The organism is Lysobacterales bacterium (assembly GCA_019634735.1).
Taxonomy (GTDB): Bacteria; Pseudomonadota; Gammaproteobacteria; order Xanthomonadales; family UBA2363; genus Pseudofulvimonas.
The window spans coordinates 125277-150390 of sequence record JAHCAT010000011.1 but is presented as its reverse complement, the minus strand read 5'-3'; the positions used below and the strand labels follow the sequence as shown (position 1 = coordinate 150390).

The following is a 25114-nucleotide window of genomic DNA, read 5'->3' as shown; positions in this document are numbered from 1 at the left end:
GACCTTTCCTGAGACCGCGACAGCGGGGCAGTTACGCGCGCTTTGGGGAAGGTCTGATGGGATCTGCGGGCTCGTCCGCACGCCCCCCACCGCCGCCATCGCGGTCGCCGACGTTCCCGCAGCGGCACCCTGGCGGCAGCCGCGGCTGAAGCGGTATGCCAGCGGGCAGCCCCACCAGCGGAGTCCCCATGCCTGCACGCGCGGCGCCGATGGTCAGGCCGGCCGGGGCGCTTCCAGGACCTGGGCCAGCGCCGCCAGCAGCTGGTCGACATCGGCGCGCGCGTGGCTCGCAGTCAGCGTGATGCGCAGCCGCGCGCTGCCCACGGGCACGGTCGGCGGCCGGATCGCCACCGCCAGTACCCCGCGCGCCTCCAGTGCGGCGGCCAGCGCGCTGGCGTCCTCGGCCGAGCCGACCAGCAGCGGCTGGATCGGCGTGGGCGAATCGGCCAGGCGCAGGCCAAGGCGGATCGCGCCGGCACGGAAGTGAGCGACCAGGCCGGTCAGGTGCTCGCGCCGCCAATGCTCGCGGCGGGCGATGCCGACCGCCGCGAGGGTGGCAGCGGCCAGCGCCGGCGGCAGGGCCGTGGTGTAGACGAAGGTGCGCGCCGACTGAACCAGCCCCTCGATCAGCGCGCGGTCGCCGGCGACGAAGGCGCCGCAGGTGCCCAGGGCCTTGCCCAGGGTCGCCATCAGCACCGGCACCGCGGCACTGCCCAGGCCGGCGGCAGCGACGCTGCCTGCGCCTTCCGGGCCCAGAACGCCGAGGCCGTGCGCGTCGTCCACCAGCAAGGTGGCGTCGACGGCAGCCGCGCAGCGGGCCAGCGCCGACAGCGGCGCGACGTCGCCATCCATGCTGAACACGCCATCGGTCGCCAGCACACCGGCGGCACCGGGGCCGGCCTGGCGCAGTTGCCGGCCCGCCGCCTCGACGTCGCCGTGCCGGTAGCGGCGCAGGGTGCAGCCGGCCAGGCGGGCGCCGTCCAGCAGGCTGGCGTGGTTGAGCCGGTCCTGGACGCACAGGTCGCCCGGTCCCAGCAGCGCCTGCAGCACCCCCAGATTGGCCATCCAGCCGGTCGAGAACAACAACGCCGCCTCGCGGCCGGTCCACTCGGCCAGGGCCGCCTCCAGTTCGGCGTGCGGGCGCCGGTGGCCGCAGACCAGGTGCGCGGCGGTGGCCCCGACGCCGTGTTCGGCAGCGGCATCGCGCAGCGCGGCCACCAGGGCGGGATGCCCGGCCAGGCCCAGGTAGTCGTTGCCCGAAAAATTCAGCAAGCGGCGACCGTCAAGCACGACATGGCCGCCGTCGGCGTGTTCGACGGTGCGCAGCCTGCGTAGCAGGCCGTCGTGCTCGCGCCGGGCGCGCGCGGCGACCAGCCGGGCGATGGCGGCGGAATGGGCCACGCCGGCGACGGCTACTTCAAGGTCGCGCCCGGCTGGCTCCACCAGGGCCGGACGTCGCAGGCCAACCGGCCCGCGGCCACCGCCGGATCGCGCGCGCAGATCGCCTCGACCTCCTCGCGGCCGCCGGCGTCGTAGATCTGGATGCCACGCCAGTCGCCGTCGTCGCCGAACGGGCCGGCCAGCAGCAGCCGGCCGGCGGCGTGCTCCGCCGCCATGTGCGCCATATGGCCACGCTGCAAGGCGGCGATCTCCTCCTCGGGCATCGGCTCGCCGCGGCGTGGGCCGCGGACCAGCATGACGAACCAGTATTCCTTCATGGCCGGCGGCTCGGCAGCCGCTGCATCCTGCGCGGTGTCGGTACCGGCTGCGAGGGCCGGGCTGGCGCCGAGCGCGGCGGCCAGCAGGGCGGTGAGCACAACAGCGATGCGGGGAGTCATGGCGACGACCTTGGAGGGACCATGCGGCATCCTAGCCCGGATGGTTCATGGCGACGCACGGCGAGGCCGTCGGGAGGGCGCTGTGATGCGGGCTGCGGCGTGCTGGACGTCGAGGGTGTGGCCGACCCCGGGTCGAACCGGACAACGACTACGGACCGCGCCACGGCGCGGAGATCGGCGGCCGCAGCAATGCCCTCTGGAAACCTGCGGGCCAGCCCGCCCTCCGGCCGCAACTGCGCTTCGCGCCGGGCAGCGCCTGGAAGTCAGGGGCGGCCCGGCGAGCGCGGCTCAGGCCGCCTCGGTGATGTCGGCGTGGCAGGTCTGCCCCGATGACTGCGCCTGCGTCGGCGCCGGCATCGCCACCAGACCGAGCCGGGCGAACAGCGCCTCATCGGCGGCGGTATCTGGGTTGCCAGTGGTCAGCAGCTTGTCGCCGTGGAAGATCGAGTTGGCGCCGGCCAGGAAGCACAGCGCCTGCAGTTCGTCCGACATGGCTTCCCGACCGGCCGACAGGCGCACCATCGAGGCCGGCATCATGATCCGCGCCACCGCGATGGTGCGCACGAACTCGAAGGGCTCCAGCTCGGCCTGGTCGGCCAGCGGCGTGCCGGCGACCCGCACCAGGCGGTTGATCGGCACCGAATCCGGATGCGCCGGCAAGGTCGCCAGCGCCACCAGCAGGCCGGCGCGGTCGGCTCGCGACTCGCCCATGCCAACGATGCCGCCGCAGCAGGTCTTCAGGCCGGCATCGCGGACGTGGGCCAGGGTTTCCAGGCGGTCGTCGTAGGTGCGCGTACCGATGATCTCGCCGTAGAACTCCGGCGAGGTGTCGAGGTTGTGGTTGTAGTAGTCCAGCCCGGCATCCTTGAGCGCCTGGGCCTGCCCGGCGCTGAGCATGCCGAGGGTGGCGCAGGTCTCGAGGCCCAGCGCCTTGACTCCGGCGACCATGGCGGCGACCTGCGGCAGGTCCTTGTCGCGCGGATTGCGCCAGGCGGCGCCCATGCAGAAGCGGCTGGCGCCGGCATCGCGCGCCTGGCGCGCGCGGGCGAGGACGTCCTCCAGCGGCAACAGCCGCTCGGCCTTCAGGCCGGTACGGTAGCGCGCGCTCTGCGGGCAGTACGCGCAGTCTTCCGGGCAGGCGCCGGTCTTGATCGACAGCAAGGTGCTGACCTGCACCTGGCTGGGATCGAAGTGCGCGCGATGCGCCTGCTGGGCGCGGAACAGCAGGTCGGGGAACGGCAGGTCGAACAGGGCGAGCGCCTGCTCGCGCGTCCAGTCGTGGCGCGGGGTGGCTTCGGTCATCGGGAGGACGGCGGCGGTAGACTGCGGCCAGTGTGGAAACGCCCGGCAGCGAAGTCAACCTGGAGTCCGGACCAGCGCGAGGCTGGCTGCACCGGCTGCTGGCCCGCCTGCTGCCACCGCGCTGCGCGCTGTGTTCTGCGGCGCTGCAGGGCTCGCCCTCGCCGCTGTGCGCCGGCTGCCGGGACGAACTGGCCGACAACCAGCCGTGCTGTCCGCACTGCGCCGAACCCCTGGCGCGCCCCGAGCCGGCCTGCGGCGCCTGCCTGCAACGACCGCCACCGTTCGCCGCCGCCTTCGCCGGCTTCCGCTACGCCTGGCCGCTGGATGGCCTGATCACCCGCTTCAAGTTCGGCGGCGACCTGGCCGCCGGGCGCGCGCTTGCGCTGCTGCTCGCCGAGCGCGTCCGTGCCGCGTCGCCGGCGCGACCGGACCTGCTGGTGCCGGTGCCGCTGCACGACGATCGCCTGCGCCGGCGCGGCCACGACCAGGCCCTGGAACTGGCACGCGACCTCGGCCGGGCGCTGGCATTGCCGGTCGCCCCGAACCTGTTGCGCAGGACGCGGGCGACGGCGGCACAGACCGAGCTCGATGCGGTGGCACGGCGCCGCAACGTGCGCGCGGCCTTCCAGGTGCAGTCGCGGACGCTGGAACGGACCCGGTTGGCGGGCCACCAGCGCCTGGTGCTGATCGACGACGTGATGACCACCGGCGCGACCCTGGCCGAGTGCGCGCGCACCCTGCAGCGGGCCGGTTTCGCCAGTATCGACGTCTGGGTCGTGGCGCGTGCCGCGCGCGGACCGCACTGACCGCGCACGCGCCCCGAGCGCTGCCGGGACACGGACTGAAGGGCCAAGGGAGCTACCCGGGCAGGCTCAGCCCGTCTGCCCCAGGCCGATCGCCAGGCCCAGGAACATCACCAGGCCCAGCCAATGGTTGTCTCTGAACGCCGCGAAGCAGCCCGCGCGGTCGCGTCGGCGCGCCCGCCAGAGCTGGCCGGCGACCAGCAGCACGCCCAGGGCCAGCGCCAGGTGCATCGGCGTGCCCAGGCCGAGGCGCTGGCCGACCAGGGCCATGGCGAACAGGAAGGTGCCCTGCAGGATGCCGACCGCGACCAGGTCGAGGTCGCCGAACAGGATCGCGGTGGAGCGCGCGCCGGCACGCAGGTCGTCGTCGCGGTCGACCATGGCGTACAGGGTGTCGTAGGCGGTCGCCCACAGCACGTTGGCCAGGAACAGCAGCCAGGCCAGGCGCGGCACCTCGCCCTGGATCGCCGCGAACGCCATCGGGATCGCCCAGCCGAAGGCGACGCCCAGGTACACCTGCGGCAGGTGCGTGTAGCGCTTCAGGAACGGATAGCTGGCCGCGAGCACGGCGCCGACCACCGCCAGCTTGACGGTGAGGGCGTTCAGGAACAGCACCAGCGCCAGGGCCGCCAGCATCAGGCCGCCGAACAGCGCCAGCGCCTGGCGCGGCGCGACCTCGCCGGCCGCGAGCGGCCGGCTTCGGGTGCGCTGCACCTGCGGATCCAGCCAGCGGTCGGCGAAATCGTTGATCACGCAGCCGGCCGAACGCATCACCACGACACCGAGCGTGAACACCACCAGGATGCCCAGCGGCGGCGGCCCGCCCGCCGCGGCCCACAGCCCCCACCAGGTCGGCCAGAGCAGCAGCAGGTAGCCGATCGGCCGGTCGATCCGGCACAGGCGCAGGTAGGGATCGATCGTGGCTTGCCACTGTCGCCAGCCGGGTGACGACCGAGCGGCCGGGGTCCGCGGCCCGTGCCGCCCCGGTGCCGTGGCAGGTGCGGCCCGGGCAGGCGAACGCGACGGGGCCGGCGCGCCTGCCGGCCTGGCGGTCCTGGACGGCGCCGCGGCACGCCCGGCAACATCCGCGGCGGCCGGCCGGCCGGCACTGGCGCTGCCTGATCGGGTGCCACCGGCTGCCTTGGGCGGAGCGGCCGTCCCGCGTCGGGCAGGTGCCGCGGCGGCGGGGGCTGCAACCGCCGGCGGCTTGCGCTCCCCGGTCGACGCATCTGCGGTCGGTGCGGCCTTGCGCGGCGCGGCGCGCTGGCGCGCGGTGCCGGGCTTTACCGGTTCGCCGCCACCCGGCTCGGCCGGCGATTTGCCCGACTTCACCCGCGCACGCGGTGTCGCCACCGCCTCGACCGGGGGTTCGGCGGGATTTCGCTTGCGCGGCGCGCGCGGCTTGCTGGGGCGGTCCTCGGTCATGGTCGCTGGCGCGGGGTCGGATGCCGATGTTCGCACGAGCCGGCACGCTGCGAACGTGCGCGCGTGCGCGCGCGTCGGGGGGCCGGAGAGCCCGGCCGGTACAATCGCCGCATGGATGTCTCGCACCTGCTCGATGCGCTCAACCCGGCCCAGCGCGAGGCCGTGACCGCCAGCCGAGGTCACACGCTGGTGCTGGCCGGCGCCGGTTCCGGCAAGACCCGGGTGCTGATCCACCGCATCGCCTGGCTGCTCGAGGTCGAGCAGGTCTCACCCTACGCAATCCTGGCGGTGACCTTCACCAACAAGGCCGCCGCCGAGATGCGGCTGCGCTGCGAGAAGCTGGTCGGGCACGGCACCCGCGGCCTGTGGCTGGGCACCTTCCACGGCCTGGCGCACCGCCTGCTGCGCCAGCACTGGCGCGAGGCAAAGCTGCCGGAGACCTTCCAGATCATCGATGCCGACGACCAGGTGCGCCTGGTGCGGCGGGTGGTGCAGGCGATGGGCCTGGACGAGGCGCGCTTCCCGCCCAAGCAGGCGACCTGGTTCATCAACGGCCAGAAGGACGAGGGCCGCCGTCCGCAGCACATCGACCCCGGCCACAACCCGGTGCACCAGGCCTTCGTCGAGGTCTACCGCGCCTACCAGGCCGAGTGCGAACGCCAGGGCCTGGTCGATTTCGCCGAGCTGCTGCTGCGCAGCCACGAGCTGTGGCTGGGCGACCCGGTGCTGCTGGCGCACTACCGGCAGCGCTTCCGCTGGCTGCTGGTCGACGAGTTCCAGGACACCAATTCCCTGCAGTACGCCTGGCTGCGCATGCTGGCCGGCGACACCGGCCAGGTGTTCGCGGTCGGCGACGACGACCAGGCCATCTACGGCTGGCGGGGCGCCCGGGTCGAGAACGTCCAGCACTTCCTGCGCGACTTCCCGGACGTGCGGGTGCTCAAGCTGGAACAGAACTACCGCTCCACCGGCACCATCCTGAAGGCCGCCAACGCGGTGATCGAGCGCAACGCCGACCGCATGGGCAAGAACTTGTGGACCGACGGCGCCGAGGGCGAACCGATCGCCCTGTACGCGGCCTTCAACGAGCAGGACGAGGCGCGCTACGTGGTCGAGCGGATCCGCGCCCGGATCGCCGACGACGGCCGCCCGTCCGACTGCGCCCTGCTCTACCGCAGCAACGCGCAGTCGCGGGTGCTGGAAGAGGCCCTGGTGCAGGCCGGCATCCCGTACCGCGTCTACGGCGGCCTGCGCTTCTTCGAGCGCGCCGAGATCCGCGATGCCCTGGCCTGGTTGCGCCTGGTCGGCAACCGCGACGACGACGGCGCCTTCGAACGCGCGATCGCCGCGCCCAACTGCGGCGTCGGCGGGCGCAGTCTCGAGCTTCTGCGCCAGGCCGCGCGCGCCGGCGCCACCTCGCTGTGGCAGGTCGCCGCGCGCGCCAGCGGCCGCAGCGCGCCGCTGCCCGGCGGCGAGCCGCTGGCGCTGGCCGGCAAGGTCCGCAACGCCCTTTACGCCTTCATGGAGCGGGTCGACCTGCTGGCCGCCGAGGGCGCCGACATGGACCTGCACGAACGCATCGACCACCTGATCGCCCGTTCCGGCCTGCGCGAGTTCTACCAGCGCGAGGGCCAGGCCCAGGCCGAGGGACGGCTGGAGAACCTCGATGAGCTGGTCAGCGTCGCCAGCCGCTTCGAGCTGTCCGCCGAGGACCGCGAGGCCGGCCTGTCCGAACTGGCCGCCTTCCTGGCGCACGCCACCCTGGAGGCCGGCGAGACCCAGGGCGAGGCCTGGCAGGACTGCGTGCAGTTGATGACCCTGCACGCCGCCAAGGGCCTGGAGTTCCCGCTGGTGTTCCTGACCGGTCTGGAGGAGGGCCTGTTCCCCAACCAGAAGTCGCTGAACGAGGAAGGCCGGCTGGAGGAGGAGCGCCGGCTGGCCTATGTCGGCATCACCCGCGCCCGCGAGCAGCTCACGCTGAGCTACGCCGAGACCCGCCGACTGCACGGCGTCGAGACCTACAACCGCCCGTCCCGCTTCCTGGCCGAGATCCCGCCCGCCCTGCTGCACGCGGTGCGGCCCAAGGTCGAGGTCAGCGGCCTGCGCCAGGTCGCCGGCAACCGCGCCGCCTGGCAGCAGGATGCCGCCGCCGGCGCCGGCTTCAGCCTGGGCCAGCGCGTGCGCCACCCGCAGTTCGGCGAGGGCCTGATCGTCGACGCCGAGGGCGGCGGCAACCACGCCCGCGTGCAGGTGCAGTTCGAGGACGCCGGCGCCAAGTGGCTGGTTCTGGCCTACGCCAACCTCAGCGCGGCCTAGGGCGCGACGTGAGCTCCGACGCTCGAGCGCGGCAGTCGCTGCGCACCGGACGCGCGTTGCCCGCCCGCCAGGATCGACTCCACCGGCCGGGTGGCGGCGCACTGCTGGGAGCGGTGCCGCCAGCAGGGTGCGCGGCGGCCAGGATTGAACTGCCAGTTGGCGGCAGGCGCGCGGCCCGGCTCAAGGCGCCTCGAAACCGTCCGCGAAGATGCCCTCGACGCTGCCGACCACGGCGAAGCCGTCGCGGGCAACGCCGTCGATGTCGCTGAAATGCCCGGCGACGATCGCGCGGTGGTCGCCGAGCGCCAGGATGCGGGCCACCCGGGTGTCGCCGCCGATGCGGTCGCCGAACCGGCCGTCGGTGGCCAGTACCTGCGCGGCACCGGGCGAGGCTGCGGCGGCGGGGATGCGCACCACCTCCAGCGGGTAGGTGATGGTCGCTGTCGAGGAGTCCGCCGCCGAGCGCAGCAGGAATACCCAGCCGCCGGCTGCGTCGATGCGCAGCACACGCCGGTCGACGCCGGGCTGCCAGGTCAGGTCGAGTTCGCCATGGTGGCGATCCACCCGTGCCGGACCGGTCCAGGGCATGGCGCCGATCGCGACGATGCGATCGGCCAGGTAGAGGTGGTCGCCGTCGATGGCGAGCGCCAGGTGGAATCGGGATTCGGCGGTGCTGCGCAGGTCGATGGCGAATCCCGGATCGGGAACCGCCCCCGGCGTGGTGGCGACGCGCCGCACCCGCCAGTCGATGCCGTCCAGGCTGGCCTGCTCGAGAGTGGCGAAGTACAGGTAAGCGCCGTCCGGGGAAAGCACCGGGACCGTGCTCGACGAGGTGCTGGTCACCGCCCACGTGGCGTCGGTCTGACAGGCATCGGACAGCAGCATCGCGATTGTGATGCGTCCGATCAGCAGATTCGGTTGGTGCGCCGGGCAAACCTGGCCGACCGGCGACAGGTACAGCAGATCGCCGGGGCCCGCCAGGACTTCGCCACGGTTCGACCACCTGTAGCGGACCTGGGAGCCAGTGGCATCGATTGCCACCGTCCTGGGTGTGGGACCGATGAGGAAGACCAGTGGTGCGCCCTCCACATGATCCATCGCCACCACCGCACCACTGCCGTGCAAGGACACCCGTGCCCGCGTACACCTGTGGCGCCCGCAGGGCGAAGCAGGCTCGATGGCGACATTGGGCCAGGCGACATCGAGGCTGAAATCGGCGGCCAGTCGCGCGACGCCCGCCCTGGGCAGCCCATCCACCTCGGTCATCGTTCCGACGATGGCCGCGCGCCCATCCGGCGCCCGTGCCACGTCGTTGACGCCGGCGGCGCGCCGCACGCGCGGCGCGAAGCCGGCCACCGGCGCCAGGCCGGCATCCACCTGGCGCAGCTCGGTGTCGGCCACCAGCCACCCCGTCGGCGTCCTCGGCGCGAGCGGCTCGACGGCCTGCGCGCCCGGCACGAACGTCTGGAACTGGCCGTCGACTGCGGAGACGACGCGTTGACCCTGGGCCTGTTCGCCACCGGGCAGGATCAGGCGGTCGCCGATCAGGACCTGGCCGTTGCCGGCGGCCTCCAGGGCGACAGTCTGGAACGCCACGCCCGGTTGCGCGGGATCGGCGCCCGCCGACCACAGCTCGTCCAGGCCGACCGGCGCATCCGGATCCAGGCGCCGGACCGTGCCGTGCTGTCCCTGGTCGTTCCAGACCAGCACGAACAGCCGGTCCGTCACCGGGTCGCGGGCGAGCGCTCGGACGATGCCGGTCACCCCGGACGTCCAGCCCGGATCCGTCGCACCGCTGTGGGGCAGCAGGCGGCGCACGATGCCCTGCTCGAGCAGCGCGAAAGGACGCCCCTGCTGGTCGGCGACCAGAGCCGACACCCGGGCCGAATGGAGAAATCCGGGGTCGGGAACGGCAGCGGACTCCAGCCCGAAACGGCGCACCGTCCCCCCGGTGTCCTCGCTGAAGGCGACCAGGACCTGGTCGCCGGCCAGCACCATCGCCACCACCCGACCGGGCACCTCGGCCAGCGGGTCGTAGCCGGCGACGCGCACGCCGTCGGCATCGAAACGGGCCAGACCGCCTGCCGCGACGCCGTCCACCGCGCCGAAGTCGCCGGCAAGCAGGAAGCCGCCGTCGGGCAGGGCCAGCAAGCCGCCCCGGCAAGGCCGGCTCGCCGCCGTGGCCCCGGGGCCCGCGGCGCAATGCGGCGCGAACCCGGCGACCGGGCTGCCATCGGCCTCCAGCAGCACCAGATCGGCCTGCGGCACCCGCGCCACGCGATTGAAAACGCCGCTGGCGACGACCCGCCCCCCCGCCAGTTCGATACCCGCGTCGAACGAGGCATAGGCGGTGATCTCCAGCACGCCTTCGGCAAGCACCCCGAACGGGCGCGGGTCGGCACCCGCCGACGCGGTGGTCACGGCAAGCGCGAGTGTACCCAGGGCGATCGCGCGCAGCGTGGTGCCGGACTCCATGGACAACTCCTGCGGATTGACGTGTCGCAGAGGGAAAGGGGAATTCTGTATTCGCCCACCAAGACTACTCCTGGCAGGCCCGGCCCTCAAAGCGGCGCCGGTCAGGGCAGCTCCACCGACCGCTGCGCAGCGAGGTGGACGCCATCCCACGCGGCCTCGACCAGGCGCGGGCCACTGAGCGCGAAGATCCGCGAATCGAAGAAGAACAGGCGGGCGTTGCCGTACCAGTCATGACAGTCGCTCCTGCAGGTCATCGGCGCTCGCCCCGCGCGCATGTCGAGCACGCCCGCCAGGGAAAGGCGCCCGCCGCCCCAGCGGAAGAACGCGAGGTCCGACGGTTCGTCGGACAGGTAGGAATCGTGCGCTGCCGCCTCCCGCCCCACCACCGGCCAGCCCAGCAAGGTGCTGCCATCCGGCCAGGACGCCTGGTTGAACGCATGGCTCCGCTCCTCGCTGGGCAGATGATCCGGGACCGCAAGGGACACGACATCGGGGTGTCCGTGCCGCGCCGACAGCACCGACAACCGCCAGTCGCCGGACAGGTCGACGCCGGACACGATCGCAGCGGTCGCCATCGGTTCGATCTGGTCCCCGGCGTGCCCGAGCGGGATCTCCATGGCCGCGCCGCCGTCCAGAGGCTGCAGGAGCAGGGGCGGGATGCGCCGGATGCGGGAGGGCGAGAACCGTCCTTGCGCAGCCAACCATTTCCCAGGTTCTTCTTCAGCGAGCGCCCGGCTGCTGGCACCGATCAGGAGCCCCAAGTCTGTGAACCGGTAGACCAACTGGGCACGATCCAGCTCGCGTCGGACATCCAGACGCGCACCGACCGCGGCTTCCGGCGCGCCGTCGAATGCCGTGACCTCCAGGGACTGCAGCAGGAGCACCCGCTTCTTGTCGGGATCGCCGGCCGGGTCGGTCATCGCCACGTGCAGGCGTCCCGCTCGCTCGGAGAAGGTGAACTGCGTGCCTGGCACGCCTTCGAAAAGCGCATGGGCCGGCGCCGCACCCGACGCCAGCGGAAACCTGTAGATCACGGTGGAGGGCCGCCAACGCGCGGGATCGGGCCAGCCGCCGTCGAAGCGCGGATCGGCGATCGTGTCCCGTCCCAGATGCTCGACCGCGAGATAGACCGCGCCGGGCGAAACGTAGGAGGTCGCGTCGTCTTCCCCCACCACACCGCGCGCCCGGCAGCCCAGGGCTTCCCCGTCAAACTGCTGGAGCGGACACTGGACCACCAGGTGGATGACGGGTCGCAATGGCACCACCGCCGGCAGGTGGATGTCGTCGACCTCGACCAGGGGCTGCCAGGCGCCGGATCCCGCGTCCCGCCGTGACCAGGCGGGCCATGCGCGTTCGTCGGCGGTGTCCAGCGGCATCGCGAGGATGAGCAGGAGGTTGTCGCGCTCGATGCGGGCGCCGTAGTTGCTGGCCGAAAAGTAGTCCTGGACGCGGATCCAGTAGCGGGCGAGGCGTTCCAGCTCGCCATGTTCGCCGATCGCGTAAGCGATCAGTTCGACCGTCTCCGTCTGGTAGTTGTAACCGAGCAGCAGCAGGCGGTCCCCCTGCGCAAGGATCTCGTCGTACCAGACTGTTTCCCCGGTCGCATCGGTGGCAACCTGGAGGCTCTGCACCAGCGCGAGATCCGGCGCTGCCGGGCTGCCCGTGTCGACCACGTGCAACCAGCCCCGCCGAAGCACGAAGACGAACCGGCCCGACTTCTTGACGATGTCGCCCTCATCGACCCCGGACTCCTGGTTGTTGGTGATTAGATCGTGCGCCTTGATGGTGGACCCCACCGTTTCCACGCGATCCAGCGTTCGCACGTCGCCCTTGGGCTGCGGAACGGTGCCGGCAGGATCAGCGGCAACCGTGCTCGCGACCGGAACCTGGCCGGCGGAGGGCGGCTGGTTTGCCTGAATCTGCTGGGTACTGGCGGGACGGGGCGCCGCGCAGGCCCACTGGCGTCCCTCGGCGCAGTACCTGGCGCGCTGACGGACACTCAGTGCGGCGTCCAGCGCCAGCGCCCGCTGGCTGTAGCGCTTCAGATGCTTCACGTCGGTGAACCGGCCGAAGCGTTCTTCCGACAGGGCGTCGTAGGCCGCCTCCACCGCATGTTGCGGTGAACCCGATGGCTGGAGGGGTGTCGTCGCGCATCCGGCCAACCACCCGGCACAAGCCAGCATGGCCAGTCGAGGTAGACCGGGGAACCGATCGCCACCACGGTCGCAATGCCGCAATCGCCCTATCATCCGCCCATGACCTCCCGACCCGTGCTGTACAAGATTACTTTTCTTTCCCAGGGCAAGAGCATCGAGCTGTACGCCCGCGAGGTGGCCAGCAGCGGCCTGTGGGGGTTCGTCGAGGTCGCCGGGCTGGAGTTCGCGCCGGCCGGCGAGGGCCTGGTGGTCGATCCCACCGAGGAGCGGCTGCGCGAGGAGTTCGGCGGCACCCGGCGTCTGCACCTGCCGATGCATGCGGTGGTGCGGGTCGAGGAGGTCGAGCGGCGCGGCACCTGCCGGATCCGCGACGCCGCCACCGGCGAGAAGGTGATTCCGCTGCCGCTGCCCGGCAACCGGCCCGGCGGCGCCTAGCAGCTTGTTGAAAAACGACCTTCCTGGTCGTTTTTCAAGTCGCCCGTCCGGCGCAGGTCCGGACGGGCTCCCGTCGAATCAACTGCTTACGCACTTGCTTCGCCGAGCGGCCATCCATGGCCGCCGCCAGCAGGCTGTTTTTCAACAGCCTGCTGGGGCCGCCGGAAGCTCAGCCCTCGCCGTCGCGCTTCGGCGCCGGCTCGGTGGCGCCGCCGCGGCCGGCCGGCGGCTTCGGGCGCAGCGCGGGGTCGGCGGCCATCGCCGCCTTGGCCATCAGGTGGGCGCTGATCGGCGCGGTGATGAACAGGAACACGGTGATCAGCAGCTCGCGCAGGCCCAGTCCCTGGTCGAGAAGTGCATGGTGCACGATCGAGGCGACCAGGATGCAGCCGACGCCCAGGGTGCTGGACTTGGTCGGGCCGTGCAGGCGCTTCAGGAACTCCGAAAGCTTCGCCAGGCCGAACGACCCTACGAACACGAAGAAGGCGCCGACCACGACCAGCGCCACCACCACCCAGGCAGCGATCGCGCTCATTCGACGATGTCCCCGCGGATGAGGTACTTGCACAGCACCACGGTGCCGACGAAGCCGAGCATGGCGATGATCAGCGCGACCTCGAAGAAGATCGCCGAGCGCAGGTACATGCCGAACAGCATGAGCATCGCGATGGTGTTGATGTACAGGGTATCCAGGGCGAGGATGCGGTCGGCCACGGTCGGCCCGCGCAGCAGGCGCCACAGGCACAGCAGCATGGCGAAGCCGACCACGCCCAGGGCGGCGACGACGACGGATTCGATCACGGGAAGATCTCCTTCAGCGGCGCCTCGTAGCGGGCCTTGATGGTCGCCACCTGGCGCTCGGGATCGTCCAGGTTGAAGCAGTGCACCAGCAGGTGCCGGCGATCCTCGGTCAGTTCGGCCGACAGGGTGCCCGGGGTCAAGGTGATGATGCTGGCCAGCGCGGTGATGCCGTGGATGCTGGTGATATCCAGCGGCAGCCACAGGAAGGACGGCTTCAGCGCCTTCTCCGGGCCGAGGATGCGGCGCGCCACCTCGATGTTGGACAGCACCATGTCCCACAGCACCACCGGCAGCAGGCGCAGCGCGACCCAGGCGCGCCCGAAGCGCGCCGGCTCCGGCCCCAGCAGGCTGGCCACCAGCGGCAGCGCGACCGCCAGGATCAGCGCCAGCAGCATCTGGCCGACGCTGAAGTCGGCGACCAGCAGCAGCCACAGCACGAATACCGCGATGCTCAACGGCAGGGATGGCAGCAGACGCTTCATGGCGACGGGGCCCTCAGTCCGGGCGCGGTGGCGCGCACCTGATCGATGTAGGCGGCCGGGTCCAGCACCTGCTCGGCGGCGGCCCGGGCGTAGCGCATCAGGGGATCGGCGGCGACCGTCATCGCCACGCCGTAGGCCAGCAGCACGCCGATGGCGACCTGCTGGAGACGGTGCGGCGGTGCGGCGATCGCCGGGCCGGCGTCGGGCTCGGCGCGCCAGAACACCTGGCTGCCTGCGCGCGCCAGGGCGACGATCACCATCAGGCCGGTGACCAGCAGCAAGCCCCACAGCCAGCCGGTCGCGGCGCCCTCGGGCACCGCCGCCATCAGCAGGAACTTGCCGATGAAGCCGGACAGCGGAGGCAACCCGGAGACCAGCACCGCGGCAACCATGAACAGGGCGCCGAGCAGGGCCCGCTGGGAAAGCGGCGCGGGCCGATGCAGGCGATCCTGGGCCAGGCCGCGGCGACGCCGGATCAGGTCGATCAGCAGGAACAGCGCGGCGGTGGCGAAGGTGCTGTGCGGCAGGTAGTAGAGGCCCGCCGCCACCGTCGCCGGCTGAGCGAGCGCGAAGGCGATGAACAAGGTCGCCGCCGAGGCGACCACCAGGTAGGCGGCCATGGCGCGCAGGCTGGCCGCGGCGAGCGCCCCCAGGGTGGCCAGCGCCAAACTGGCGGCACCGGTCCACAGCAGCCAGTCCCAGGCCCAGCCGGCCAGCGGCCCGGCACCTTCGCCGAACACCAGGGCGTAGACGCGCAGCACCGCGTAGATGCCGACCTTGGTCATGATGGTGAACATCGCCGCCACCGCCGCCGGCGCCCGCGCGTAGGTCTCCGGCAGCCACAGGTACAGCGGCAACAGGGCGGCCTTGGCGCAGAACACCACCAGGAGGATGCCGGACGCAGCGCGGATCAGCGGCAGGTCGCCGGGCTCGGCGCTGGCCACGCGCAGGGCCATCTCGGCCATGTTGAGCGTGCCCAGCAGGCCGTACAGCAGGCCCAGGGCGATCAGGAACAGCGTCGAGGCGGTGATGTTGAACACCACGTAGTGCAGGCCGGCGCGCATGCGCGGACCGCGGCCGCCGCTGAGCAGCAGGCCATAGCTGGCGATCAGCAGCACCTCGAAGAACACGAACAGGTTGAACAGGTCGCCGGTCAGGAAGGCGCCGTTGAGGCCGGCGAGCTGGAGCTGGAACAGGGCATGGAAATGCAGGGCGCGGCGGTCCCAGCCCGATCCTGCGTAGAGCAGACAGGGCACCGCCAGCAGGGCGGTGGTCATCACCATCAGCGCACCCAGGCGGTCGGCCATCAGTGCGATGCCCAGGCGGGCCGGCCAGTCGCCCAGCAGGTAGACCAGCACCGGCCCCTGGTCGGCGGCGAGCACCAGCAGCCCGCCGACCAGCAGCAGGGCGGCCAGGCCGAGCCAGGACAGCAGCCGCTGCAGGGCCAGGCCGCGACGGCCGGCCAGCAGGACCAGGGCGCCGGTGACCAGCGGCACCAGCACGGCGAGGACCGGCAGGTGGCTCACGGGCTGTCCTCCGGCGCCGGCGCGTCGACATGGTCGTCGCGGTTGTCGGCGCGTGCCCGGACCGCGACCACGATGGTCACCGCCGTCATCGCGAAGGCGATGACGATGGCGGTCAGCACCAGCGCCTGCGGCAGCGGGTCGGCATGGTTGGCCAGCGTCGGGTCGAGGCCCGGCTGCAGCACCGGCGGCTTGCCCACCACCAGCCGACCGGCGCTGAAGATCAGCAGGTTGGTGGCGTAGGACAGCAGGGTGAGCCCGAGGATCACGTCGAAGCTGCGCGCCCGCAGCAGCAGGTAGGTGCCGGCGGCCGTGAGCACGCCGATGGCGCTGGCGAGGGCGAGTTCCATCAGCGGGCCTCCTTGCCGGCGATGTGGGCGATGGGCGGCTTGACCGTGCCCAGCATGGAGAGGATCAGCATGGCGCCGCCGAACACCACCAGGTAGACGCCGATGTCGAAGCCGATCGCGCTGGCCAGCGGCACGGTGCCGACCATCGGCAACTGCAGGTCGTAATGGCCGCTGGTGAGGAAGGGATGGCCGAACAGCATCGGCACGATGCCGGTGGCGGCCGAGGCCAGCAGGCCGATGCCGATGCAGCGCGCGTAGTCCAGGCCCAGCCGGACCTCGACGTGGCGGGCGCCCTGGATGACGTACTGCAGCAGCAGCGGGATCGCCAGCACCAGGCCGGCGATGAAGCCGCCGCCGGGCTGGTTGTGGCCGCGCAGGAACAGGTAGGCCGAGACCGCCAGCGCCAGCGGGAACAGCAGCTGGGTCAGGTTGGCCGGCATCGGCAGGCGGTCGCGCGGGCCGGGCACCACCCGCTCGGGCGCCAGCCGGGCGCGCCGCAGCAGGGCGTGCACGACCAGGCCGGCGATGCCGAACACGGCGATCTCGCCCAGGGTGTCGAGGCCGCGGAAGTCGACCAGCACGACATTGACGACGTTGGTGCCGTAGGCCTCCGGCAAGGAGCGCGCCAGCAGCTCGCCGGCGATGGTGTTGCTGGGCCGGGTGATCACCGCATAGGCGAGCGCCGCGACGCCGCTGCCGGCGGCCAGCGCGATGGCGCCGTCGCGCCAGCGGCGCAGGCGCGAGGGGCCGGTCGCCGAGGTCGGCGGCAGGTAGTTGAGGGCCAGCAGCATCAGCGAGATGGTCACCATCTCGACCAGCAGCTGGGTCAGCGCCAGGTCGGGCGCCGACAAGAACACGAAGATCAGGCTGACCGCCAGGCCGACCGCGCCGATCACCACCAGCGCCAGCAGGCGCTGCCTGTGCAGGACCACGGTGCCGATCGTCGCGGCCACCAGCACCGCCCAGGCGACCCAGCCCAGCGGCGGCAGCGGCTGCGCCTGCGCCGGTGCGCGCGCCGCCGTCTCGCCGAGGAAGGGCGCCGCGGCCAGCACCAGGGTGGCGAGCACGGTGAACAGCAGGTAGCGCTGCAGGCGGCCGTTGGCGATCGCCTCGGTGAAGCGCCGGGCCAGCGCGAACAGGGCCTCGACGTTGACATGGAACAGGTGCCGGCCGAGCGAGCGGCGCACGATCGCGTGCAGGTCGAACAGCCGGCGCAGGCCGAAGTACAGGGCGATGCCGCCGAGCACGCCGCCCAGGCTCATCAGCAACGGCCAGTTGATGCCGTGCCAGATCGCCAGCGAGTAGTAGGGCAGCTCCGGGCCGAGCACGCCGCGCGCAGCGGTCTCCAGTACCGGCGCGATGGTCAGCGCCGGCGCGATGCCGACCGCCAGGCACAGCACCACCAGCACCTCGACCGGGATCTTCATCCAGCGCGGCGGCTCGTGCACCTCGCGGTCGACACGGCGCGGCCCGGTGCCGAAGAAGGTGTCGTGCACGAAGCGCAGGCTGTAGGCGACCCCGAACACGCCGGCCAGGAAGGCGGCGACGGTCATCGCCAGGCGCATGCCGGCGTGGCCCTCGATGCCGAGCGCCTCGGCGAAGAACATCTCCTTGCTGAGGAAGCCGTTGAGCAGCGGGATGCCGGCCATCGCCAGGGTCGCGACGATCGCCAGCGCGCTGGTGAACGGCATCAATCGTCGCAGGTTGCCCAGCCTGCGCATGTCGCGGGTGCCGGTCTCGTGGTCGATGATGCCGGCGGCCATGAACAGCGAGGCCTTGAAGGTCGCGTGGTTGAGGATGTGGAACAGGCCGGCGACCACCGCCAGCGGCGTCGACAGGCCGAACAGCAGGGTGATCAGGCCCAGGTGCGAGATCGTCGAGTAGGCCAGCAGGCCCTTGAGGTCGTGCTGGAAGATCGCGAACCAGGCACCGACCAGCAAGGTGGCGGCGCCGATGCCGCTGACCACGTAGAAGAACAGGTCGGTGCCGGCCAGCGCCGGGTGCAGGCGCGCCAGCAGGAACACGCCGGCCTTGACCATGGTCGCCGAGTGCAGGTAGGCCGACACCGGCGTCGGCGCCGCCATCGCATGCGGCAGCCAGAAGTGGAACGGGAACTGCGCGCTCTTGGTGAAGATGCCAAGCAGCACCAGGCCAAGCACCCACGGATAGAGTTCGTGGCCGCGGATCAGGTCGCCGGAGGCAAGCACCACGTCCAGCTCGTAGCTGCCGACGATGCGGCCGATCAGCAGCACGCCGCCGAGCAGGGCCAGGCCGCCGGCGCCGGTCAGGGTCAGCGCCATCTTGGCGCCCTCGCGGGCGTCCTCGCGGTGGCTCCAGTAGCCGATCAGCAGGAACGAGCTGATGCTGGTGAGTTCCCAGAACACGACCAGCATCAGCAGGTTGCCGGCCACCACCAGGCCGAGCATGGCGCCCATGAACAGCAGCAGGTAGGCGAAGAAGCGCGGCGCGCTGTCCTTGCTGCTCAGGTAGTACCGCGCGTACATGACGATCAGGCCGCCGATCGCCAGCACCAGCAGGGCGAACATCCAGGCCAGCCCGTCCAGGCGCACCGACAGCGACAGGCCGGCCTGCGGCAGCCAGGCCAGGGCCGCCTGCGGCACCTGGCCGGACATCACCGCCGGCGTGTGCGGCAGCAGCAGGGCCAGACCGGCGATCGGGCCGAGCGCGGCCAGCCAGCCGGTGGCCCGGCGCGACAACCGGTGGCCGAAGGCGACCAGGAGGGCGGCAAGGAACGGGGTGGCCAGCAGGGCGAGCAGCATCGGCATCCTTGGGCAGGAACTAACTCAAGAAGTGTCCGGACGACCCTTCCATGGGCCGGTCGGACCCGCCGCCGTCCGGCTCGGGTCCGGGCGCAGCGCGGGCGCCGCGGCCTGTCACCGGCCGCACGGGCGCCCACGGCGCCGGCGGCGCATCGGCGTCGGGCCGGGCATCTTACCCCATGGTTGTGAGCGGTCCGTGGCAATCGGCGGAGCTGGGAGCGCGGCCGCACGCCACGCCAGCAGTGTTTCCCACCCGCTCACGGCTGTGTCGAGACGGCACGCGACGATCCGGTTGCCGGACTGCGTGCGCGGGCGCAGCCACCTGTTGCATGCTTCGCGGCCATATCCCCGCCCACCCCGGATCGACGATGACCGTTCCTCCTCCAGCCGCCCTGCCCCGCCGCCGCCCGCACCTGCGCACCCCTGCCCTGGCCGCACTCGCCCTGTCGGCGGCACTGGTCTGCGCGGCCCAGGCCGAGGACGACGACGCCCGCGAGGAACGGATCTGGGCCGTGGCCTCTGCGCTCGCCACGGCTGATGCCGTGCGCGAGCACTGCCCGATGCTGAAGGTGGACGCCGAGATCGAGGCCCGCCTGATCGCCTCGACCGGGCTGGACCGCGCCGCGCTCAGCGCCCACGAGAGCTACCAGGACCAGGCTGCCGCGGAAGCCTGGGTCCGCAGTTATGCCGGCGAGCGCGCCTGGCTGGCCTGCGACACCGCGATGTCGGCGCACGAGGACATCGCCCCGGGGCTGGTGAAGCGGCGACGCTGAGCCTGCGATCCATCGGGCATCCCGGCCGCGGCCGGCGGCCGGCAGCCCGGATGAGCGGATGCGGGGCGCTACACTGCCGCGCCCCGCAATCCATCGTGCCCCGCCATGAGCCAGCCCGAGCTTCTGCCCTGCGTCGTCCGCGAGATCGGACCCTCGCCCAGCGCGGCGATCGTCTGGCTGCATGGCCTGGGCGCCGACGGCCACGATTTCGAGCCGATCATCCCGGAACTGGTCGATCCGGCCTGGCCCGCCCTGCGTTTCGTGTTTCCCCACGCCCCGGTGCGGCCGGTCACCATCAACATGGGCATGCCGATGCGCGCCTGGTACGACATCAAGGCGATGAGCCTGGACCAGCGCGCCGACGAGGCCGGCCTCACCGCATCGGTCGCCCAGGTCGAGGCCCTGCTCGCCGACCAGGTGCACCAGGGCATCGCGCCCGGCCGTCTGTTCCTGGCCGGTTTCTCGCAGGGCGGCGTGGTCGCCCTGCAGGCCGGCCTGCGCCATGGCGCGCCGCTGGCCGGCATCATCGGCCTGTCCTGCTACCTGCCGATGGCGCGGGTGCTGGCCGATGCCCGTGCACCTGCCAACACGGGTACGCCGGTGCTGCTGATGCACGGCGACCAGGATCCGGTGGTTCCCCTGGCCTTGGGCGAGCATGCTCGCGCGACCCTGACCGGCTGGGGCCAGCCGGTGCATTGGCACACCTACCCCATGCAGCACAGCGTGTGCATGGAGCAGATCCTGGACCTGCGCCGCTGGCTGGGCGCGCGCCTGGCGGAGATCGCCTGAAAGGCAATATCCCTCACGTCGGCGTCAACCCAACGGCGCGCCCGCCGCAGGTACTCGATCCTGCCCACCGGGCGTATGTCCGGGGCGTGCCCCGCCGACTTACACTGCCGGCATGGCGATCCGCAACGGCGAACCCTGGCTGCCCGACTTCTGTCGTGCGCCCATGCTGTTCGCGGCCTTCCTGGTCGCCGAGTGCGTGGTGCTGGCGGCGTGGCTGATGCCCTCGCCAGCGGCCTTCGATATCGGCGGGTTCGGCCTGGCCAGCCTGTTCGCGCTGTGGCTGACCCTGCTCGCCTGCACCGCCCTGTGCCTGCTCGGGCCGCGCCTGAACCGCCTGCCTGCCTCCAGCGGCGCACCGCTGGCGCTGGCGATGGTGGTGCTGCTGGCGCTGGCCGGTGCCCTGGCGGTTCGCTGGCTGGACCATGGCCTGGACCTGGGCATCACCGGGCCGGCGGGGACCGGCCGCTTCGTCGGCTCCACCGGGATGCTGGCGGCCATCTTCGGCGCCCTCACCCTGCGCTACGTGCTGTTGCAGGAGCGCTGGCGCCAGGCCGTGCAGGCACAGGCGCGGGCGCGCTTCGACGCGCTGCAGGCGCGCATCCAGCCGCATTTTCTGTTCAACACGCTGAACACGGTCAGCGGCCTGATCCAGTCCGCGCCGGCCCAGGCCGAGGAGGCCCTGCTCGACCTTGCCGACCTTCTGCGCGCTGCCCTGGCCCGCGAAGGCGGCCGTACCCGGCTGCGCGAGGAGCTGGACCTGGCGCGTCGCTACCTCGCCATCGAACAGCTTCGCCTGGGCGAACGGCTGCGTGTCGACTGGCAGGTCGCCGACGACCTGCCGCTGGACATGGGACTGCCCACGCTGACCCTGCAGCCGCTGGTCGAGAACGCGGTGCTGCATGGCGTGGCCCGGCTGCCGGCCGGCGGCACCGTATCCGTGCAGGCGAGGCGCGAGGGCGCCGGCGTGACGGTTCGCGTCCGCAACCCGCTGGCCGCGCCGGTTGCCGCCAACCGCCCCGGCCGCACCCAGGACAACATCCGGCATCGCCTGCGCCATGCCCTGGGCGCCGGCGCGCGGCTGTCGCTGGACGGCAGCGACGGCCACTACACGGTGACCCTGTGGTTGCCGGTGCCCGGGCGTCGGCCATGAGCGCCGGCGAAGCCCCGCTGCGGGTCCTGGTGGTCGACGACGAGCCGGCCGCCCGCCAGCGCCTGCGCGGCCTGCTGGCCGACTGCCCCGGCGCCGAACTTGCCGGCGAGGCCGAGGACGGCGAGTCGGCCGTGCAACGCTGCACGGCCGGCGGTATCGACCTGGTCCTGCTCGACATCCGCATGCCCGGCATGGACGGCATGGCGACCGCGCAACGCCTGGCGGCGCTGGCCAGCGCGCCCGACGTGATCTTCCTGACCGCCTGCGACGACCGCGCCCTGGACGCCTTCGAGACCGGTGCCGTCGACTACCTGCTCAAGCCGGTCCGTCGCGAACGCCTGCAGCAGGCGCTGCAGCGGGCCGGACGCCGCCGTCCGCCGCCCCAGGCGGCGCGCCGGCACTTCGCGGTGCGCCGCGCCGGCACCATGCTGCGCGTGCCCGTGGAGTCGGTGCTCGCGCTACGCGCCGAGGACAAGTACGTGTGCCTGGTCACCGCCGACGGCGAGCACCTGGTCGAGGAATCGCTGGCCGCCATCGAGCGCGAGTTCGGCGACCGCTTCCTGCGCATCCACCGCAACTGCCTGGTCGCCACCGGTCGGCTTGCCGGGCTGGTCCGTCAGCCCGACGGCAGCGAACGCGCCCGCGTCGACGGCCTGGCCCAGGACCTGGAAATCAGCCGCCGCAACCTGCCGGCGGTGCGCGCCTGGCTGCAAGGGCGAGGGGGCTGAGAGGAGCCGGGACTCGGGACTCGGGACTCGGGACTCGGGATTGGGGGACCGGGGACCGGGGACCGGGGACCGAAGGAAGCGAAGCGCGGGGCGCAGCAGGAAGCAAGCCTTGGGAATCGGGCGCTGGTCCCCGGCGCTGCGTTCAGTGGCCGAGCAGGCGCCCGGCGCCCTGGGCCAGGAGTTGCTCGGCGACTTCGGCGGCGATCGAGTCGCCGGCGTCGGCGGTGCCTTCGGCGTGGCCGCGCAGGACCCGGCCCCCGGCAGCGTCTCCGACCATGCCGTGCAGGACGAGGCGGTCGCCGGCGAGCTGCGCGAAGGCGCCGATCGGCACCGTGCAATCGCCGGCCAGGATGCGGTTGAGCGCGCGTTCGGCGCCGCAGCAGACGGCGGTGTCGGCATCGTGCAGGGGTGCCAGCAGGGCCGCTGTGGCGTCATCGCCCTCGCGCAGCTCGATGGCGATCGCGCCCTGGCCGACGCCGGGCAGCCAGTCGGGGGACGTGAGTCGCTCGCGGATGCGGTCGCCCAGGCCGAGTCGTTGCAGGCCGGCGCAGGCCAGGACGATGGCCTCGTATTCGCTGGCATCCAGGCGGGCCAGGCGCGTGTTGACGTTGCCGCGCAGGTCGAGCAGCACCAGGTCCGGACGGCGTGCGCGCAGCAGGGCCTGGCGGCGCAGCGAGGAACTGCCGACCCGGGCGCCGTGCGGCAACGCGTCCAGGCTGTCGTGACGGTTGCTGACCAGGGCGTCGGCGGCATCGGCGCGGGCCAGGATGGCGCCGAGGGCGAAGCCCGGCTCCAGGCGGGCCGGCACGTCCTTGAGCGAGTGCACGGCGAGGTCGGCGCGGTCCTCGAGCAGGGCGTGCTCGAGCTCCTTGAGGAACAGGCCCTTGCCGCCGACCTGCGCCAGGGGGCGGTCGAGCAGCTCGTCGCCGCGGGTGCTCATCGGCACCAGGACCACCGCCAGGCCGGGGTGCGCCGCGCGCAGGCGGGCGGCGACGTGTTCGGCCTGCCACAGCGCCAGGGCGCTCTTGCGCGTGGCGATGCGCAGTTCGGTTCGGTCGACGGTCATGGCGCCATTCTAGTGGCGACTGCCGCAGCCACCCGCCCGGCCGCGCCGGTGCTTGCCGACCGTGCCCCGATCCGGGCTGCGCGGCAAAGCCCGGCTCGCGGACCGGGGCCCGCGCCATCGCGGCGCGGGCCCGCCGGACTCAGCGGAAGTCGTAGACCAGGTTGACCGTGGTCAAGCGGTCGGTGCGCCGGCGCTCCGGCGGCACGTCGGTGTTGTGACGCACCTGCAGGCCGGCCTTGATGGCGAAGCGGCTGTTCATCGCCACCTTCACCCCGAAATCGTTCTGCACGAAGGTGTTGTCGCCGCCGGCCTCGACCAGCAGCGTGTCGACCAGCGAGGTGTTGGAGGTCAGCGCGGTCTCGAACTCCATGCGGCCGCGGCCGATGATGTCGTTCTCGACTTCGCCGGTGACCGCGTCCTTGCTGCGCCGGTAACCGGGGCCGACTTCGAAGGCCAGCTTGGTGGCCTCGGTGCGGATCGCCTGGTGGCCCCAGCCCACCGACATCGTCGCCTGGTAATCGTATGGCGCGAAGTCGTCGTTCTCGTAGCGCAGCGAGGTGTACAGCGAGTTGCGCTCGCCCAGCTTGCGGGCGGCCGATCCATCGAGCTGGTAGCGGTTGGCGTTGAGCTGCAGCCGCCGCGTTGCGCTGTCCGGGTCGTCCGGATCGGCCAGCACCACCACCTCGCCCTTCTGGCGGAAGGCGGCGGCACCGAACGAATACTTCCAGGACTCATCCTCGAACTTGAGGCCCAGCTTGGCGTTGACGCTTTCCGAACGGCTGTTGCCGCTGGACGACACGAAACCCAGCTCGCCGGTGCCAGTCCAGCGCGGCGCCGGATCGGCGGCGGTCTGCGCCAGGACGGCGGGGCTGGCCAGGGCCAGGGCGATGCAGGGGGCGAGCAGACGCATGACGACCTCGTTCGGACGATGAAGGCCGCCAGTGTCGGGGTGGCGACTGAAGCGGCGCTAAACCCAGGGGCGTTCCGGCGAATACCAGGTGGTCACCAGGTGCCGGGCCTGGGCGAAGAAAAGCCAGCGCTCGAGCGCCGTGGCGACCAGCACGCTGCCCGCCACCAGCGCCGCGACCGCGGGCCGCGCACCAGGCCACAGCCAGCTCGCGACCAGGGCGAGGGCCGGCAGGCCCACCAGCAGCGCCAGGCACACGCGGCGCAGCCGGGCACCGTGCTTGCGGGCCAGCGCGAAACCCATCTCGCGCATCAGGAAGTTCGCTTCGGTGTGCGGCGCCTCGAAGCTGCGTACGGCGCTGCCGGCCGGCAAGGCCAGCGCGGCGGCGGCCGCGACGCCGCCGGGATGGCGGTCGATGTGGCGCCAGTAGGCCCACTTCACCGCCGCGGCCAGCGCCAGCAGCACCAGCAGGACGAACCCGTCGCCGCGGTGCGGCGGCAGCGCGAAGGCCAGCACGCCCAGGGCCCACAGCAGGGCGCCGCCGCTGGCCGCGGCCAGCGCCAGGAAGCCGGGCAGCACCCAGCGGTTGTGCCAGGCCGGGATCGGTCGCAGGGTGTCGTAGATGCGCGCGGTGCAGACCAGGGTGACAAGGGCAGCCGGCACCAGGGCCAGCGCGAAGCCATCGCGCCAGGCCGGCGCGGCCCCGGACAGCACCGCCCAGCCCAGCCCGGCGATCGGCACGAAGCTGGCCACCGCCGCCACGCCCTCGCGCGACAGCCAGGAGGTGCGCCATTGGCTGAACGCCCGCCAGGCGCGTTCGGGGCGCCCCAGGTGGGCCAGCGAGGCAAGCAGTCCGGCACCGACCAGCATGCCGCCCAGCAACAGCGCGGTCAGCACCAGCGCGGGCGAGCGTCCCGCCTGGCCGAATGCCACCAGCAGACCCAGCCACACCAGCAGCCCGTAGCCGGCGCCGCTCAGGGTGGTGAAGGCGATGACCGACGCGGCCGGGTGCACG

22 protein-coding genes are annotated in these 25114 nt (G+C 72.4%); 7 read left to right on the top strand and 15 right to left on the bottom strand.

Annotation, left to right across the window (positions count from 1 at the left end; translation table 11 throughout):
- Nucleotides 1–213: 213 nt before the first annotated feature.
- From bioF to bioB, 3 genes are all read right to left on the bottom strand, one after another.
- Nucleotides 214–1401 (bottom strand): 8-amino-7-oxononanoate synthase, encoded by a 1188-nt coding sequence (gene bioF / locus KF823_11700; protein ID MBX3726566.1) that lies wholly within the window; start codon nt 1399–1401, stop codon nt 214–216.
- Nucleotides 1402–1412: 11 nt separating this feature from the next.
- Entirely contained in the window at nt 1413–1838 is a 426-nt protein-coding gene (locus KF823_11695) for a hypothetical protein (protein ID MBX3726565.1), read from the bottom strand.
- A gap of 288 nt (nt 1839–2126) precedes the next feature.
- Nucleotides 2127–3140: a biotin synthase BioB gene (gene bioB / locus KF823_11690; protein MBX3726564.1), complete on the bottom strand. Its 1014-nt coding sequence runs from the start codon at nt 3138–3140 to the stop codon at nt 2127–2129.
- An 86-nt stretch (nt 3141–3226) separates the two neighbouring features.
- Here bioB and KF823_11685 point away from each other — a divergent pair, with 86 nt between their 5' ends.
- Nucleotides 3227–3946, top strand: a complete 720-nt coding sequence (locus tag KF823_11685; GenBank protein ID MBX3726563.1) for a ComF family protein — start codon at nt 3227–3229, stop codon at nt 3944–3946.
- Between the two features lie 66 nt (nt 3947–4012).
- Here KF823_11685 and ubiA read toward each other — a convergent pair whose 3' ends face one another.
- Nucleotides 4013–5368, bottom strand: a complete 1356-nt coding sequence (gene ubiA / locus KF823_11680) for a 4-hydroxybenzoate octaprenyltransferase (GenBank protein ID MBX3726562.1) — start codon at nt 5366–5368, stop codon at nt 4013–4015.
- Nucleotides 5369–5479: 111 nt separating this feature from the next.
- Here ubiA and uvrD point away from each other — a divergent pair, with 111 nt between their 5' ends.
- Nucleotides 5480–7684: a DNA helicase II gene (gene uvrD / locus KF823_11675; protein MBX3726561.1), complete on the top strand. Its 2205-nt coding sequence runs from the start codon at nt 5480–5482 to the stop codon at nt 7682–7684.
- A 180-nt stretch (nt 7685–7864) separates the two neighbouring features.
- On the opposite strand, the gene KF823_11670 is transcribed toward uvrD, so the two are convergent.
- Both KF823_11670 and KF823_11665 read right to left on the bottom strand, forming a co-directional pair.
- Nucleotides 7865–10159, bottom strand: a complete 2295-nt coding sequence (locus tag KF823_11670; GenBank protein MBX3726560.1) for a delta-60 repeat domain-containing protein — start codon at nt 10157–10159, stop codon at nt 7865–7867.
- Between the two features lie 101 nt (nt 10160–10260).
- Entirely contained in the window at nt 10261–12321 is a 2061-nt protein-coding gene (locus KF823_11665; protein ID MBX3726559.1) for a beta-propeller domain-containing protein, read from the bottom strand.
- Nucleotides 12322–12414: 93 nt separating this feature from the next.
- Here KF823_11665 and KF823_11660 point away from each other — a divergent pair, with 93 nt between their 5' ends.
- Nucleotides 12415–12750 carry a DUF1820 family protein gene (locus KF823_11660; protein MBX3726558.1) on the top strand — a complete coding sequence of 112 codons (336 nt, stop codon included), beginning with the start codon at nt 12415–12417 and terminating at the stop codon, nt 12748–12750.
- 169 nt (nt 12751–12919) lie between these two features.
- On the opposite strand, the gene KF823_11655 is transcribed toward KF823_11660, so the two are convergent.
- From KF823_11655 to KF823_11630, 6 genes are read right to left on the bottom strand one after another with little or no spacing between them, the layout of a single operon-like run.
- Nucleotides 12920–13285, bottom strand: a complete 366-nt coding sequence (locus KF823_11655; GenBank protein ID MBX3726557.1) for a Na+/H+ antiporter subunit G — start codon at nt 13283–13285, stop codon at nt 12920–12922.
- Nucleotides 13282–13551 (bottom strand): K+/H+ antiporter subunit F, encoded by a 270-nt coding sequence (locus KF823_11650; GenBank protein ID MBX3726556.1) that lies wholly within the window; start codon nt 13549–13551, stop codon nt 13282–13284. The genes KF823_11655 and KF823_11650 overlap by 4 nt, the downstream gene beginning before the upstream one ends.
- Nucleotides 13548–14033 (bottom strand): Na+/H+ antiporter subunit E, encoded by a 486-nt coding sequence (locus KF823_11645; GenBank protein ID MBX3726555.1) that lies wholly within the window; start codon nt 14031–14033, stop codon nt 13548–13550. The genes KF823_11650 and KF823_11645 overlap by 4 nt, the downstream gene beginning before the upstream one ends.
- Nucleotides 14030–15559 carry a monovalent cation/H+ antiporter subunit D gene (locus KF823_11640; GenBank protein ID MBX3726554.1) on the bottom strand — a complete coding sequence of 510 codons (1530 nt, stop codon included), beginning with the start codon at nt 15557–15559 and terminating at the stop codon, nt 14030–14032. The genes KF823_11645 and KF823_11640 overlap by 4 nt, the downstream gene beginning before the upstream one ends.
- Nucleotides 15556–15906 (bottom strand): Na+/H+ antiporter subunit C, encoded by a 351-nt coding sequence (locus KF823_11635; GenBank protein MBX3726553.1) that lies wholly within the window; start codon nt 15904–15906, stop codon nt 15556–15558. Before KF823_11635 ends, KF823_11640 begins: the two co-directional genes overlap by 4 nt.
- On the bottom strand, nt 15906–18692 hold the full coding sequence (locus KF823_11630; GenBank protein ID MBX3726552.1) for a monovalent cation/H+ antiporter subunit A: 2787 nt from the start codon (nt 18690–18692) through the stop codon (nt 15906–15908). Before KF823_11630 ends, KF823_11635 begins: the two co-directional genes overlap by 1 nt.
- Before the next feature lie 362 nt (nt 18693–19054).
- Between KF823_11630 and KF823_11625 the strand changes: the two genes are divergently transcribed.
- The 4 genes from KF823_11625 to KF823_11610 all read left to right on the top strand — a co-directional run bounded on the left by KF823_11625 (nt 19055) and on the right by KF823_11610 (nt 22126).
- Nucleotides 19055–19459, top strand: coding sequence for a hypothetical protein (locus KF823_11625; protein MBX3726551.1), 405 nt, complete (start codon nt 19055–19057; stop codon nt 19457–19459).
- A 105-nt stretch (nt 19460–19564) separates the two neighbouring features.
- Complete coding sequence (locus KF823_11620) at nt 19565–20248, top strand: dienelactone hydrolase family protein (GenBank protein ID MBX3726550.1); 684 nt, start codon at nt 19565–19567, stop codon at nt 20246–20248.
- Between the two features lie 112 nt (nt 20249–20360).
- On the top strand, nt 20361–21398 hold the full coding sequence (locus KF823_11615) for a histidine kinase (protein MBX3726549.1): 1038 nt from the start codon (nt 20361–20363) through the stop codon (nt 21396–21398).
- A gap of 17 nt (nt 21399–21415) precedes the next feature.
- Nucleotides 21416–22126, top strand: a complete 711-nt coding sequence (locus KF823_11610; GenBank protein MBX3726548.1) for a response regulator transcription factor — start codon at nt 21416–21418, stop codon at nt 22124–22126.
- A gap of 142 nt (nt 22127–22268) precedes the next feature.
- Here the strand turns inward: KF823_11610 and hemC are convergent, their stop codons facing one another.
- The 3 genes from hemC to KF823_11595 all read right to left on the bottom strand — a co-directional run bounded on the left by hemC (nt 22269) and on the right by KF823_11595 (nt 25113).
- Nucleotides 22269–23192 (bottom strand): hydroxymethylbilane synthase, encoded by a 924-nt coding sequence (gene hemC / locus KF823_11605; GenBank protein ID MBX3726547.1) that lies wholly within the window; start codon nt 23190–23192, stop codon nt 22269–22271.
- A 139-nt stretch (nt 23193–23331) separates the two neighbouring features.
- Complete coding sequence (locus KF823_11600; protein MBX3726546.1) at nt 23332–24102, bottom strand: DUF481 domain-containing protein; 771 nt, start codon at nt 24100–24102, stop codon at nt 23332–23334.
- A 57-nt stretch (nt 24103–24159) separates the two neighbouring features.
- Nucleotides 24160–25113, bottom strand: a complete 954-nt coding sequence (locus tag KF823_11595; protein ID MBX3726545.1) for a dimethyl sulfoxide reductase anchor subunit — start codon at nt 25111–25113, stop codon at nt 24160–24162.
- Nucleotide 25114: the final 1 nt, after the last annotated feature.

Excerpts from the sequence above, each read along its gene's own strand:
- KF823_11695 (MBX3726565.1), bottom strand. The coding sequence starts at position 1,838 with ATGACTCCCCGCATCGCTGTTGTGCTCACCGCCCTGCTGGCCGCCGCG.
- bioB (MBX3726564.1), bottom strand. The coding sequence starts at position 3,140 with ATGACCGAAGCCACCCCGCGCCACGACTGGACGCGCGAGCAGGCGCTC.
- ubiA (MBX3726562.1), bottom strand. The coding sequence starts at position 5,368 with ATGACCGAGGACCGCCCCAGCAAGCCGCGCGCGCCGCGCAAGCGAAAT.
- uvrD (MBX3726561.1), top strand. The coding sequence starts at position 5,480 with ATGGATGTCTCGCACCTGCTCGATGCGCTCAACCCGGCCCAGCGCGAG.
- KF823_11670 (MBX3726560.1), bottom strand. The coding sequence starts at position 10,159 with ATGGAGTCCGGCACCACGCTGCGCGCGATCGCCCTGGGTACACTCGCG.
- KF823_11660 (MBX3726558.1), top strand. The coding sequence starts at position 12,415 with ATGACCTCCCGACCCGTGCTGTACAAGATTACTTTTCTTTCCCAGGGC.
- KF823_11655 (MBX3726557.1), bottom strand. The coding sequence starts at position 13,285 with ATGAGCGCGATCGCTGCCTGGGTGGTGGTGGCGCTGGTCGTGGTCGGC.
- KF823_11645 (MBX3726555.1), bottom strand. The coding sequence starts at position 14,033 with ATGAAGCGTCTGCTGCCATCCCTGCCGTTGAGCATCGCGGTATTCGTG.
- KF823_11635 (MBX3726553.1), bottom strand. The coding sequence starts at position 15,906 with ATGGAACTCGCCCTCGCCAGCGCCATCGGCGTGCTCACGGCCGCCGGC.
- KF823_11630 (MBX3726552.1), bottom strand. The coding sequence starts at position 18,692 with ATGCCGATGCTGCTCGCCCTGCTGGCCACCCCGTTCCTTGCCGCCCTC.
- KF823_11625 (MBX3726551.1), top strand. The coding sequence starts at position 19,055 with ATGACCGTTCCTCCTCCAGCCGCCCTGCCCCGCCGCCGCCCGCACCTG.
- KF823_11620 (MBX3726550.1), top strand. The coding sequence starts at position 19,565 with ATGAGCCAGCCCGAGCTTCTGCCCTGCGTCGTCCGCGAGATCGGACCC.
- KF823_11615 (MBX3726549.1), top strand. The coding sequence starts at position 20,361 with ATGGCGATCCGCAACGGCGAACCCTGGCTGCCCGACTTCTGTCGTGCG.
- hemC (MBX3726547.1), bottom strand. The coding sequence starts at position 23,192 with ATGACCGTCGACCGAACCGAACTGCGCATCGCCACGCGCAAGAGCGCC.
- KF823_11600 (MBX3726546.1), bottom strand. The coding sequence starts at position 24,102 with ATGCGTCTGCTCGCCCCCTGCATCGCCCTGGCCCTGGCCAGCCCCGCC.